Annotated in this window: 13 protein-coding genes; 6 read left to right on the top strand and 7 right to left on the bottom strand. The window is 72.7% G+C overall.

The features are described from left to right. Positions 1-13: 13 nt before the first annotated feature. On the bottom strand, positions 14-574 hold the full coding sequence (locus ACFV3I_RS14815; RefSeq protein ID WP_136034130.1) for an acyl-CoA thioesterase: 561 nt from the start codon (positions 572-574) through the stop codon (positions 14-16). A gap of 130 nt (positions 575-704) precedes the next feature. Between ACFV3I_RS14815 and ACFV3I_RS14810 the strand changes: the two genes are divergently transcribed. Both ACFV3I_RS14810 and coaE read left to right on the top strand, forming a co-directional pair. After that, positions 705-1,214: a GNAT family N-acetyltransferase gene (locus tag ACFV3I_RS14810; protein ID WP_136034128.1), complete on the top strand. Its 510-nt coding sequence runs from the start codon at positions 705-707 to the stop codon at positions 1,212-1,214. Between the two features lie 24 nt (positions 1,215-1,238). After that, positions 1,239-1,871, top strand: coding sequence for a dephospho-CoA kinase (coaE, locus tag ACFV3I_RS14805; protein ID WP_240744653.1), 633 nt, complete (start codon positions 1,239-1,241; stop codon positions 1,869-1,871). Here the strand turns inward: coaE and ACFV3I_RS14800 are convergent. Genes ACFV3I_RS14800 through ACFV3I_RS14790 form a run of 3 tightly spaced genes read right to left on the bottom strand, consistent with a single transcriptional unit; the run spans position 1,846 to position 4,438 of the window. Continuing rightward, positions 1,846-2,760 (bottom strand): NAD(P)-dependent oxidoreductase, encoded by a 915-nt coding sequence (locus tag ACFV3I_RS14800; protein WP_136034126.1) that lies wholly within the window; start codon positions 2,758-2,760, stop codon positions 1,846-1,848. The genes coaE and ACFV3I_RS14800 overlap by 26 nt on opposite strands. Then, entirely contained in the window at positions 2,757-3,539 is a 783-nt protein-coding gene (locus ACFV3I_RS14795) for a MaoC/PaaZ C-terminal domain-containing protein (RefSeq protein WP_136034123.1), read from the bottom strand. Before ACFV3I_RS14795 ends, ACFV3I_RS14800 begins: the two co-directional genes overlap by 4 nt. Next, on the bottom strand, positions 3,536-4,438 hold the full coding sequence (locus tag ACFV3I_RS14790) for an SDR family oxidoreductase (protein WP_378823404.1): 903 nt from the start codon (positions 4,436-4,438) through the stop codon (positions 3,536-3,538). Before ACFV3I_RS14790 ends, ACFV3I_RS14795 begins: the two co-directional genes overlap by 4 nt. Positions 4,439-4,591: 153 nt before the next feature. Between ACFV3I_RS14790 and ACFV3I_RS14785 the strand changes: the two genes are divergently transcribed. The 4 genes from ACFV3I_RS14785 to ACFV3I_RS14770 are packed head-to-tail and all read left to right on the top strand — an operon-like array spanning position 4,592 to position 8,008. Further along, positions 4,592-5,350 carry an enoyl-CoA hydratase family protein gene (locus ACFV3I_RS14785; RefSeq protein ID WP_136037419.1) on the top strand — a complete coding sequence of 253 codons (759 nt, stop codon included), beginning with the start codon at positions 4,592-4,594 and terminating at the stop codon, positions 5,348-5,350. Continuing rightward, the gene (locus tag ACFV3I_RS14780; protein ID WP_136037418.1) at positions 5,347-6,192 is read left to right on the top strand and encodes a CoA transferase subunit A; all 846 of its coding nucleotides are present in this window, start codon (positions 5,347-5,349) and stop codon (positions 6,190-6,192) included. The genes ACFV3I_RS14785 and ACFV3I_RS14780 overlap by 4 nt, the downstream gene beginning before the upstream one ends. Next, positions 6,189-6,938, top strand: a complete 750-nt coding sequence (locus ACFV3I_RS14775; protein WP_206252618.1) for a CoA-transferase — start codon at positions 6,189-6,191, stop codon at positions 6,936-6,938. The genes ACFV3I_RS14780 and ACFV3I_RS14775 overlap by 4 nt, the downstream gene beginning before the upstream one ends. Then, the gene (locus tag ACFV3I_RS14770) at positions 6,935-8,008 is read left to right on the top strand and encodes a nitronate monooxygenase (protein ID WP_206252617.1); all 1,074 of its coding nucleotides are present in this window, start codon (positions 6,935-6,937) and stop codon (positions 8,006-8,008) included. Before ACFV3I_RS14775 ends, ACFV3I_RS14770 begins: the two co-directional genes overlap by 4 nt. A gap of 78 nt (positions 8,009-8,086) precedes the next feature. On the opposite strand, the gene ACFV3I_RS14765 is transcribed toward ACFV3I_RS14770, so the two are convergent. From ACFV3I_RS14765 to ACFV3I_RS14755, 3 genes are read right to left on the bottom strand one after another with little or no spacing between them, the layout of a single operon-like run. Continuing rightward, positions 8,087-9,238 (bottom strand): acetyl-CoA C-acetyltransferase, encoded by a 1,152-nt coding sequence (locus ACFV3I_RS14765; RefSeq protein ID WP_136034111.1) that lies wholly within the window; start codon positions 9,236-9,238, stop codon positions 8,087-8,089. 20 nt (positions 9,239-9,258) lie between these two features. Then, positions 9,259-10,047: an SDR family oxidoreductase gene (locus ACFV3I_RS14760; protein ID WP_378823401.1), complete on the bottom strand. Its 789-nt coding sequence runs from the start codon at positions 10,045-10,047 to the stop codon at positions 9,259-9,261. Further along, positions 10,044-11,210, bottom strand: coding sequence for an acyl-CoA dehydrogenase family protein (locus tag ACFV3I_RS14755; protein ID WP_136034106.1), 1,167 nt, complete (start codon positions 11,208-11,210; stop codon positions 10,044-10,046). Before ACFV3I_RS14755 ends, ACFV3I_RS14760 begins: the two co-directional genes overlap by 4 nt. Positions 11,211-11,273 lie beyond the last annotated feature (63 nt).

Below are 11,273 nucleotides of genomic sequence, written 5' to 3'. Positions count from 1 at the left end.
GCCGCGCGCCTGATCAGTTCCAGACGCTGGGGGCGGGCGTGCGCACGGGCGGGAGGGCGGACGCCGCCGCCCAGTCGTGCACCCAGGCGTCGATCTCCGGCACGCCCTCCGGCTTGCCAACCGCGGCGAACAGCTCCTCGTTGCTCACGGTGCCGCCCGTGCGCCGCAGCACGCGCGCCCGCACGATGGCCCTGGCGTACACCTCGCCGTCGACCACGGCCCGGTGCTCCAGGAACAGCGCCCTGTCGTCGTGGCCGATGAACCGCGACTGCACCTCGAAGCGCTGCCACAGCTGCAGCGACTTGCGGAACGTGATGGTCTCGCTCGAGACGACCGCGTACCAGCCGCGCTGCTTCATCACGTCGAACAGCCCGGTGCGGATCAGGTGATCCCAGCGGCCGAGGTCGAACAGCGACAGATAGCGGCCGTTGTTCATGTGCCGGAGGATGTCGAGGTCGGTGGGGAGGGTCGTGACGGTGACGCTGCTCACCGCGGTCGGGTCGAGGGTCTTCCCCTGCCGCACGCGACGCCGCGCGCCGAGGATCACGAGGAGGGTCCGCCAGATCACGTTCACGAGGGACGATCGTAGCCAGCGGCGCACGAACCGTGAATATCATTGTGCGGTTCCTCCAGGCCGTTCACCCGCGCGTCACCCCGCTCCGCGCCGATTTCGAGTTTTCACGGGCCGCGCGTAGAGTCACCGCATGAGCGCCGAAGCCCAGCCCGAAGTCATCGTCCGTCCGGTCCGTGATGTGGATGCCGAAGCCCTCGGTCGCGTGCACGCGCAGTGCTGGCACGAGACCTACGATCACCTGATCAGCAAGGCCGCGCTGGAGAAGGTCTCGCCCCGCCGCATGGCCGAGCTGTGGACGCACTGGGCCGCCCAGGGCCCCGACTTCAAGATGAACGCGGCCCTCGTCGACGGCGAGATCGTCGGCTTCGTCGGCTCCGGCCCCGCCCGCGACAAGGACGCCCCCGCCTTCCGGGAGCTCTACTTCATCTACCTGCTCGACGCGTACCACTCCACCGGCATCGGCCAGAAGCTGTTCGACGCCGCGGTCGAGAAGGACGAGCCGCTCTACCTGTGGGTCGCGGAGGACAACCCCCGCGCGCACCGCTTCTACACGCGCAACGGCTTCCACCTCGACGGCGCCTCGCACACCGAGCCCTTCCTCGGCGAGACGCTCACCGAGGTCCGCTTCGTCCGTCCCTGACGCGTCGCGACCGGGAGAACCCTCGTGACGGCGGCGATCCTGGTCGGACTCACGGGCGGGATCGCCGCGGGGAAGAGCACGGTCGCGCGCGCCCTGGCCGCGCACGGTGCCCGCATCGTGGACGGTGACGCGGCCGCCCGTGCCATCGTCGATCCCGGCACCACGGACGGCGCGGCGCTGCTCGACCGGATCACGGCGCTGCTCGGGGCCGAGGTCCGCACGGCGGACGGGTCTCTCGACCGGGCGGCGGTCGCGGCACGCGTGTTCGACGATCCCGCCCTCCTCTCCCGCTACAACGCCCTGCTGCGCCCGGCTCTGCTGGCCGAGGTGGCTGCGCGCATCGCCGAGGCCCGCCGCGAACCGGGTGTCGTGGTGCACGAGATCCCGCTGCTCAGCCGCACCACCGCCCCCCTGCCCTGGACGTACGACCGGGTCGTGACGGTCGAGGCCGCCGAGGCCATGCGCCTGCGACGGTTGCGGGAGGAGCGGGGGCACGATGCGGCCGAGGCCGAGCGGCGGCTCCGCGCACAGGGCGCCGAGGCCGACCGGATCGCGATCGCCAACGAGGTGCTGCGCACGGACGGCACCCTCGCCGACACTCTCGCCGCGACGGCCGTGCTGTGGGAGCGGCTCAGCGCTGCGCGTCCGCCGCGGTGACGATCTCCGCCAGCGCGCGCTCGACATCGCCCCGGTCGTAGCCGAGCAGGGCGGTCTCCGCGGGGTCCGGCTCGTACGCGATCACCGCGCCGCGGCCCTGCACGATGAAGCGGTCGGGCTGGAACGGATGCTCCTCGTCGCGCTCCTCGATCGTGTGCGCGCTGCCGGCGGCGTCGGCGAGCAGCTGGAAGTAGTCGCGATACGTGAGGTTCGCGTCGCCCACCAGGTAGGCCCGCCCGCCTTCGCCCGCATCGAGCGCGCCCTGCACGGCCTGCGAGAGCGAGCGCACCGACAGGTAGTTGGTGCCGCCGGGCGGGGCGAACAGCGCGGGTTCGTCGAGCTCGCCGCGCGTCCACGCGATCATGCGGGCGAACCGCCGCAGGCCGCGCTCATCGGCGCCGACGATCGACGGCGGGTTCAGGGTGATCGCCGCGAAACCGTCGTCGCTCAGGGCGCGGGTGCGCTCGTCGGCGTCGCGCCGCGCCGCCACGTAGGGGATCCGCTCCGCCCACTCCGGGTGCAGCTGGTGGTAGTAGCTGCCGATCTGCACGAACCGGCCGACGCCCGCGGTCTTCGCGAGCGCGGCGAAGCGCGGCACCCCGACGCTCTGCGTGCGCTCCCAGAACGCGTCGTCCTCCTGCGCGGCGGGCACGTGGCGGATGTCGTTGCCCGCCGCGAACACGACCGCGTCGAAACCGTCGAGCAGCGCGGCGGACCCGGCGTCGGTGTAGTCGCCCCGGAGGCGCGGCATCCCGGCGATGGCCCGGGGGTCGCGCTCGGACGGCTCGCGCCGCGCCATCACGGTCACCGCGTCACCGCGCGCGGCGAGGTCGGCGGCGACGTGACTGCCGATCATCCCGGTCGCGCCGACCACCAGCACCCGGCTCATGCGAACACCGCCCGGCCGTCGGAGATCACGGGCGTCCCGTCGCGCCGCAACTCGAAGTCGCCGCCGTGCCACGACTCGACCTCGAGCACATCGCCCGGGATGACCGGACCGCTGAACCGGCCCCGTAGCGAGCGGAGGTCGGCCGGATGCGCGCCCTGCTCGGAAGCGAGGACGAGGGTGGTGGCGGCGAGCGTGCACAGCCCCTGGAGGATCGGCACGGTCTGCCCGATCCGCGCGGACGCCGCGGGATCGATGTGGATGTGGTGGCGGTCGCCGGTCAGCCGGTACAGGGCGGCCTGCGTCGGGAACGTCGTCACGGCGGCCGTCGCACCCACCGGTCGCTCGTCGGTGGCAGCCCGCGCCGGGCCCCGTCCCCCACCGAACCCGCCCGCACCGGGCGCGAACAGTGACCAGGTCGCGGTGAACTCGGCGCACTCCACGATCACGTCGAACACGGCCGCGGAACCCTTGTCCCACACGTCGCCAACGCGGGCGGACAGCCGCAGCTCGCCCGAGCGCGGCAGCGGCCGGTGCACCTCCAGCGTCTGCGAGCCGTGCACGGCGCGGTCGTCGAACGCCCCCGCCTCGGCGAGCACGTCGGGCGCCCACTGCGCGAGCGTCAGCCCGAACGACGGGAGCACGCGCAGACGGTCCTCGAACACGAGATCGAGGTCGGTCGCGGCGGCCCCGACCGACAGCGCGTAGAGGATCGCGTCGCGCTCGTCGTAGCCGACTGTCCGCTCGCCGAGGTCGCGCCCGGCCCAGTCGCCCGCGCTCATGCGCCGTACACCGGCTCGGGGGCAGCAGCTTCGGCGACCAGGGCCCGCACCGCCTCGCCGACCTCGGCCGCGTCCCACCGCCGATCCCGGTCACGCCGGGGCCCGTGCCGCCATCCCTCCTCCAGGCAGAGGCGGCCGCCCTCGATCTCCAGCACGCGGCCGGTGACGTCGCAGTCCGCGCTGGCGAGCCATGCGACCACGGGCGAGACGTTCGCCGGGTCCATGCGATCGAAGCCGTCCGCGGGCGCGGCCATCGCGTCGGCGAAGGGCCCCTCGGTCATGCGCGTGCGGGCGGATGGGGCGATCGCGTTGACGTGCACGCCGTACCGCTGCAGCTCGGCGGCGGCCACGAGGGTGAGGGAGGCGATGCCGCCCTTCGCGGCGGAGTAGGCCGCCTGCCCGATGCTGCCCTGGAGCCCGGCGCCGGACGAGGTGTTCACGACGCGGGCGACCGGCTGCCGCCCGGCCTTGGCCTCGGCACGCCAGTGCGCGCTCGCGTGGCGCAGCGGCGCGAAGTGCCCCTTGAGGTGCACGCGGATCACCGCGTCCCACTCGTCCTCGCCGGCGTTGACCAGCATGCGGTCGCGCACGAACCCGGCGTTGTTCACGAGGATGTCCAGTCGTCCGAACGCCGTGAGCGCCTGCTCGACGAGGGCCCCGGCCTGCGCGAAGTCGGCGATGTCGGCGCCGTTCGCGATCGCCTCTCCCCCGGCGGCCTCGATGAGCTCGACGACCTCCTGCGCCGGACCGACCGAGACGCCGTCACCGTCGAGGGTCGTGCCGAGGTCATTCACGACCACCTTCGCCCCCTGGCGCGCGAGCTCCAGCGCGTGCTCTCGGCCGAGGCCGCGACCAGCACCGGTGACGACGGCCACGCGGCCTTCGAGTATTCCTGCCATGGTCGACTCTCCTTCGAGCGGCGTCGGCGGACGCGGGTGGGATGCGCCCGAGCATACCAACCAAGCAATTGCTAGGGCAAATGCACGGTGAGGGTTCCGTCGATAACCAAGCAACTGCTAGGGTGCTTGAGCAAACGTTAGGTTAGGTGTCCGATGACGATCACTTCCACCCTGCACCCTCGCGGCGTCCGCACCGTCACGATGGACTACCCGCCGGTGAACGCACTCCCCGTCGCCGGGTGGTTCGACGTGGCCGCCGCGATGCGCGAGGCCACGGCCGACGCCGAGACCCGCGTCGTCATCCTCCGCGCCGAGGGCCGCGGGTTCAACGCGGGCGTCGACATCAAGGAGATGCAGCGCATCGAGGGCTTCTCCGGCATCCTCGGCGCCAACCGCGGCTGTTACGAGGCGTTCAAGGCCATCTACGAGTGCGCCGTTCCGGTCATCGCCGCCGTCAACGGTTTCTGCCTGGGCGGCGGGATCGGCCTCGTCGGCAACAGCGACGTGATCGTCGCCTCCGACGACGCGACCTTCGGCGTGCCCGAAGTGGACCGCGGCGCGCTCGGCGCCGCCACCCACCTGGCCCGCCTCGTGCCGCAGCATCTGCTGCGCTCGCTGTACTTCACGAGCCGCACGGTGACGGCGCAGCGTCTCGCGGAGTTCGGATCCGTCGACGCGGTGGTGCCACGCGCCGACCTCGACGCGACCGCGCTCGCGCTCGCGGAGGAGATCGCCGCGAAGGACCCGCGCGTCATCCGCGCCGCCAAGGAGGCGCTGAACGGCATCGACCCGATCGACGTCAACCGCAGCTACCGGTTCGAGCAGGGCTTCACGTTCGAGCTCAACCTCGCCGGCGTCGCCGACCAGCACCGCGACGCGTTCGTCGCGACCGGCGAGAACCTGACGACATGACCACCGCCGGATCCGCCGCCGATCTCGCGCCGCTGATCCGCGACGGCATGACGATCGGCGTCGGCGGCTGGGGTTCACGGCGTAAGCCGATGGCCCTCGTGCGGCAGATCGTGCTCTCCGGGGCGCGCGACCTGCGCATCGTCAGCTTCGGCGGACCGGACGTGGGCCTGCTCTGCGCCACCGGCCAGGCGTCCGAGATCGTGCACGGGTTCGTCTCGCTCGACAGCATCGCGATCGACCCTTACTTCGCGGACGCCCGGCAGTCCGGCGCGGTGTGCAGCGTGGAGTACGACGAGGCGATGCTGGTCGCCGGACTCCGCGCCGCCGCCCGGCGCCTGCCCTTCGAGGCCACCCGGGCGGGGGCGGGCTCGGACGCCGTCAGCCGCAACCCCCAGATCCGCACGATCACATCGCCCTACGCCGACGCCGAGGTGCTGGTGGCGATGCCCGCCGTGCCCCTCGACCTCGCCCTGCTCCACCTCGACCGGGCCGACGCCGCCGGCACCGCCGTGTGCCTCGGGCCGGACCTGTTCTTCGACGACCTGTTCGCGGGCGCGGCGGCGCACACCGTGGTGAGCGTGGAGGAGGTGGTGGACACCGCCGCGCTGTGGACGGGGCTCGGCCCCACGGCGCGCTTCCTCGACCGCACGCTCACCGACCGGATCGTGCATGCCCCGGGCGGAGCCGGGTTCACGGCGCATCCGCCCCATCACGACCGCGACGAGGAGGGGCAGCGCGCCTACGCCGCCGCGGCCGCCTCGCCCGCGGACCGTGAGGCGTATCTGACCCGGTTCCGGGCGGGCGAGCTCGCCCCGCGGACGAGTGAGGCGGCGACACCATGACGGCCACGCGCGCCGAGGTCGCGATCGCCGCGTGCAGCGACCTCTTCCGCGGCGCGGGCACGATCCTCGCGAGCCCCGTCGGCATCGTGCCCACCGTCGGGGTGCGGCTCGCGCGGCTCACGCACGCGCCCGGCCTGCTGCTCAGCGACGGCGAAGCCACCCTGTACGCCGACACCCCCGCCGTGGACGAGCCGTTCCGCGAGCCGGAGGCGCCGCTCCCCTACGCGCAGCTGTTCGAGCTGATCGCCCGCGGTCGCCGCCACGTGATCATGGGGGCCGCACAGCTCGACCGCCACGGCGACCAGAACCTGTCCGCGATCGGCGACCGCGACCGTCCCGCCCGGCAGCTGCTCGGCGCCAGGGCCGCCGCCACGAACACCGTCAACCACGCGACCAGCTACTGGGTCGCCCGCCACAGCCCGCGCGTGTTCGTGGACCGGGTGGACGTGGTCACGGGCGTCGGGCCGGCCAGGGCGCGCACGGCCGGGGCCCACCGCTTCCACGACGTGCGCCGCATCGTCACCGACCTCGCGGTGCTCGACCTGGCCGGCCCCGGCGACACGGTCGCCCTCGTCAGCCTGCACCCCGGCGTGACCCTCGACCGGGTGGTCGCGGCCACCGGCTTCCCGCTGCACATCCCCGCCGGCGTCCCCGAGACCCGGCAGCCCACCGCCGAGGAGCTGCGCCTGGTGCGCGAGCGTCTCGACCCCCGCGGACTCCGCGACCGAGAGGTGATCGCATCATGACCACGCCCCCGCAGCTCTCCACGCCGCTCACGCGCCTGACCGGCGTCGACCATCCGATCGTGCAGACCGGCATGGGCTGGGTCGCCGGCGCCCGCCTGGTCACCGCCACCGCGCAGGCCGGAGCGCTGGGCATCCTCGCCTCCGCCACCATGACCATCGACGAGCTCGAACGGCAGATCATCGAGGTGACCGAGCGCACCGACCGGCCCTTCGGCGTGAACCTGCGCGCCGACGCCGGGGATGCCACCGAGCGCGTCGAACTGCTCATCCGGCACGGCGTGAAGGTCGCCAGCTTCGCTCTCGCCCCACGACGCGAGCTGATCGAGCGACTCAAGGACCACGGCGTGGTCGTGATCCCCTCGATCGGGGCCGTGCGGCACGCCGAGAAGGTCGCGGCGTGGGGTGCGGACGCCGTGATGGTGCAGGGCGGTGAGGGCGGCGGTCACACCGGCGCCGTGCCCACCTCGATCCTGCTGCCCTCGGTGGTCGCGGCCGTCGACATCCCCGTGATCGCGGCCGGCGGCTTCCACGACGGACGGGGTCTCGCCGCCGCGCTCGCGTACGGCGCCGCCGGGGTCGGGATGGGCACGCGGTTCCTGCTCACGAGCGACAGTTCGGTGCCCGAGGCCGTGAAGCGGCGATACCTCGACTTCGGGCTGGACGGCACGGTCGTCACCTCGAAGGCCGACGGCATGCCCCACCGCCTGCTGCGCACCGAGTTCGTGGAGGGGCTGGAGGGCGGAAGCGGGGTGTCCCGCCTGCTGCCGACGCTGCGCCGGTCGTGGGAGTTCAAGAAGCTGAGCGGCCTGAGCTGGCCGCAGCTGGTGCGGGATGCCGTGTCGATGAAGAAGGCGACCGGGCGCTCCTGGACGCAGATGACCCTCGCCGCGAACACTCCGATGCTGCTGAAGGCCGGGCTCGTCGACGGCGACACCTCCGCGGGCATGCTCGCCGCCGGCCAGGTGGTGGGGCTGATCGACGACCTCCCCAGCTGCGAGGAGCTCGTCGACCGCGTGGTGCGCGACGCCGTGGCCCACCTCCGCGCCGCCGCCTCCTGCGTCCTCGCCTGAGCCCCGGGGAGCCGCGCCCCCCGGGGCCCGGACGCACGCCATCCGCGGGTCGTCCGTCGTCAGGCCCGGATGCGCAGCTCAGAGGCGCTCGATGATGGTGACGTTGGCGAGACCGCCGCCCTCGCACATGGTCTGCAGACCGTAGCGACCGCCGGTGCGTTCGAGCTCGTTCAGCAGCGTCGTCATGAGACGGGTGCCCGTCGCGCCGATCGGGTGACCGAGGGCGATGCCGCCCCCGTTCACGTTCACCTTCTCGTGCGGCACCCCGGTCTCGCGCATCCAGGCGAGCACGACCGACGCGAAGGCCTCGTTCACCTCGAACAGGTCGATGTCGTCGAGGCTCATGCCCGTGCGCTCCATCGCGTACCGCGTGGCGGGGATCGGCGCGGTGAGCATGAACACCGGGCTGTCGCCGCGCACCGACAGGTGGTGGATGCGCGCGCGGGGCGTGAGCCCGTGGTCCTTCACCGCCTGCGCGCTCGCGACGAGCACCGCGCTTGAGGCGTCGCTGATCTGCGAGGCCACGGCAGCCGTGAGCCGTCCGCCGGGGGTGAGCGTCTGCAGGCCCGCCATGCGCTCGAGCGAGGTGTCGCGGCGCACGCCCTCGTCGCGGTCGAGCCCGTTCAGCGGGGCGATCTCGCCGTCGAACCGACCCTCGTCCTGCGCTCTGGCCGCCCGCTGATGGCTCTCCAGCGCGAACCGCTCCATCTCCTCGCGCGTGATGTCCCACTTCTCGGCGATCATCTCCGCGCCGACGAACTGCGAGATCTCCTGCCCGGGGTAGCGCTCCTGCCAGCCCGGCGACTCGGCGAACGGCGTGGTGAAGCCGTATGCCTCTCCGGCCACCATGGCCGAGGAGATCGGCAGCTGCGACATGTTCTGGAGACCGCCGGCGATCACCAGGTCGCTGGTCCCGCTCATCACGGCCTGCGCGGCGAAGTGCACGGCCTGCTGGCTCGAACCGCACTGCCGGTCGATCGTGACGCCGGGCACGTGCTCGGGGAAGCCAGCGACGAGCACGGCGGAGCGACCCACGTTGCCCGCCTGTCCTCCGATCGTGTCGGTCGCGCCGATGATCACGTCGTCGAGCGCGCCGGGGTCGATGCCCGTCCGCTCCACGAGCGCCTTCAGGCTGTGCGCGCCGAGGTCGGCCGGGTGGATGCCGGACAGCGAGCCGCCCCGCTTCCCGACGGGCGAGCGGACCGCGTCGACGATGTATGCCTCTGCCATGGTGTTCCTTCTCTCCGGGTTCACGCGTGCTGACTGCTGACGGCGACGACCTCGCCGGTCATATAAGAGGAGTATGCGCTGGCGAGGAACACCATGACGTTGGCGACCTCCCAGGGTTCCGCGGCCCGGCCGAACGCCTCGCGCGCTTTCAGCTGCTCCAGCAGCTCGGGCGAGGTGACCTTCTCCAGGAACGGGTGCATCGCGAGGCTCGGTGACACGGCGTTCACGCGGATGCCGTGCGGCGCGAAATCCATCGCCGCGCTGCGGGTGAGCGCCATCACGCCGGCCTTCGCGGCGGCGTAGTGGGCCTGCTCCACCTGCGCGCGCCAGCCGATCACGGACGCGTTGTTGACGATGACGCCGGCCGTGCCCGCCGCGACCATGCGGCGGCCGACCGCGCGCAGGCACCGGAACGTGCCGGTGAGGGTCACGTCGATCACCCTGTCCCACTGCTCGTCGGTCATGTCGAGGATCGACACCGACCCGCCGAGCCCGGCGTTGTTGATCATCACGTCGATCGCGCCGCCGTCCTCCGCGAGGTCGAGGAGGGCGGCGACCTGGTCCTCGACGGTCACGTCGCACACGGCGGTGCGCACGCGGTCGGCGCCGAAACGGTCACCCAGCTCGCTCTGCGTCTCGGCGAGGCGGCCGGCGTGCGTGTCGCCGAGCACCACGAGCGCCGCATCCTCCTCCAGGCAGCGGACCGCGGCGGCCTGACCGATGCCGGCTCCGGCGGCGGCCGTGATGACGACGCGCTTCCCGTCGAGCAGGCCGTGACCGGGGACGTAGGCGGGGGCGGAAGAGCTCATGGGCGGGCCTCTCGGGGTAGGCCGAGCACGCGCTCGGCGATGACGGTGCGCTGGATCTCGTCGGAACCGCCGTAGATCGTGTCGGCGCGGCTGAACAGGAACAGCGTCTGCAGGTCGTCAAGCGCGTAGTCCGCGCCGACCCGCAGGGCCTCGGGTCCGGCGACCTCCATCGCGAGCTCGCCGAGCGCGCGGTGCCAGTTCGACCACAGCAGCTTCGCGACGGAGGCGCCGTCGCCCTGGGCGCCGCCGAGCGTGCGGAGGGCGTGCTGGCGGATCACCTCCAGGTCCATGCGGGCGCGCACGAGCCGGTCGCGGATCACGGCATCGTCGATCGCGCCGGTGCGCTGCGCCGTCTCGATCACGGCGTCGAGCTCGCGGCGGAACGCGATCTGCTGCGCGAGGGTGGAGACGCCGCGCTCGAAGCCGAGGGTCGCCATCGCGACGCGGAAGCCGTTCCCCTCGCCGCCTACGACGAGGTCGGCATCGGTGCGGGCGTCGTCGAAGAACACCTCGTTGAACTCGCTGGTCGCGGTGAGCTGCAGGATCGGGCGCACCTCGACGCCGGGCTGGTCCATCGGCACGAGCAGATACGACAGACCCTGGTGGCGGCTCGATCCCGGTTCGGTGCGGGCGATCACGAAGCACCAGTCGGCGTGCTGCGCGAGGGACGTCCACACCTTCTGCCCCGTGACGGACCACTCGTCGCCCGTGCGCTGAGCCTTGGTCGCCACCGCGGCGAGGTCGGATCCGGCGCCCGGCTCCGAGTAGCCCTGGCACCACAGCTCCTCGACCGCGACGATGCGCGGCAGGAAGCGGGCCTGCTGCGCGGGCGTGCCATGCGCGATGAGGGTGGGGCCGAGCAGCTCCTCCCCCAGATGGTTCACGCGGGCGGGGGCGTCGGCGCGGGCGTACTCCTCGTGGAAGATGACCTGCTGCGCGATGCTGAGTCCGCGGCCGCCGTGCTCGACCGGCCAGCCCACGCACGTCCACCCCGCAGCGGCCAGGTGCCGGTTCCACTCCAGGCGCGCCTCGAAGTCCTCGTGCTCGCGACCGGAGCCGCCGCGGCCGCGCAGCGCGGCGAAGCGACCGGTGAGGTTCTCTTCCAGCCAGCCGCGGATCTCGGCGCGGAATCGCTCGTCCGCGTCGTGCTGCGTCGCGTCCATCTGTGCTCCTCATCGAGTCGTGGTCTTCGGCGGACCGTTCCCGTATAGTATCAAACTAAACCA

The organism is Microbacterium sp. NPDC059771 (genome assembly GCF_042732495.1).
Taxonomy (GTDB): Bacteria; Actinomycetota; Actinomycetes; order Actinomycetales; family Microbacteriaceae; genus Microbacterium; species Microbacterium sufflavum.
Note: the sequence above shows the minus strand (reverse complement) of the source record. Positions and strands in the feature narration are given on the sequence as shown.

What these genes read in the sequence shown, in the direction of transcription:
- ACFV3I_RS14810 (WP_136034128.1), top strand. Translation starts at nt 705, where the DNA reads ATGAGCGCCGAAGCCCAGCCCGAAGTCATCGTCCGTCCGGTCCGTGAT.
- ACFV3I_RS14800 (WP_136034126.1), bottom strand. Translation starts at nt 2,760, where the DNA reads ATGAGCCGGGTGCTGGTGGTCGGCGCGACCGGGATGATCGGCAGTCAC.
- ACFV3I_RS14795 (WP_136034123.1), bottom strand. Translation starts at nt 3,539, where the DNA reads ATGAGCGCGGGCGACTGGGCCGGGCGCGACCTCGGCGAGCGGACAGTC.
- ACFV3I_RS14790 (WP_378823404.1), bottom strand. Translation starts at nt 4,438, where the DNA reads ATGGCAGGAATACTCGAAGGCCGCGTGGCCGTCGTCACCGGTGCTGGT.
- ACFV3I_RS14785 (WP_136037419.1), top strand. Translation starts at nt 4,592, where the DNA reads ATGACGATCACTTCCACCCTGCACCCTCGCGGCGTCCGCACCGTCACG.
- ACFV3I_RS14780 (WP_136037418.1), top strand. Translation starts at nt 5,347, where the DNA reads ATGACCACCGCCGGATCCGCCGCCGATCTCGCGCCGCTGATCCGCGAC.
- ACFV3I_RS14775 (WP_206252618.1), top strand. Translation starts at nt 6,189, where the DNA reads ATGACGGCCACGCGCGCCGAGGTCGCGATCGCCGCGTGCAGCGACCTC.
- ACFV3I_RS14770 (WP_206252617.1), top strand. Translation starts at nt 6,935, where the DNA reads ATGACCACGCCCCCGCAGCTCTCCACGCCGCTCACGCGCCTGACCGGC.
- ACFV3I_RS14765 (WP_136034111.1), bottom strand. Translation starts at nt 9,238, where the DNA reads ATGGCAGAGGCATACATCGTCGACGCGGTCCGCTCGCCCGTCGGGAAG.
- ACFV3I_RS14760 (WP_378823401.1), bottom strand. Translation starts at nt 10,047, where the DNA reads ATGAGCTCTTCCGCCCCCGCCTACGTCCCCGGTCACGGCCTGCTCGAC.
- ACFV3I_RS14755 (WP_136034106.1), bottom strand. Translation starts at nt 11,210, where the DNA reads ATGGACGCGACGCAGCACGACGCGGACGAGCGATTCCGCGCCGAGATC.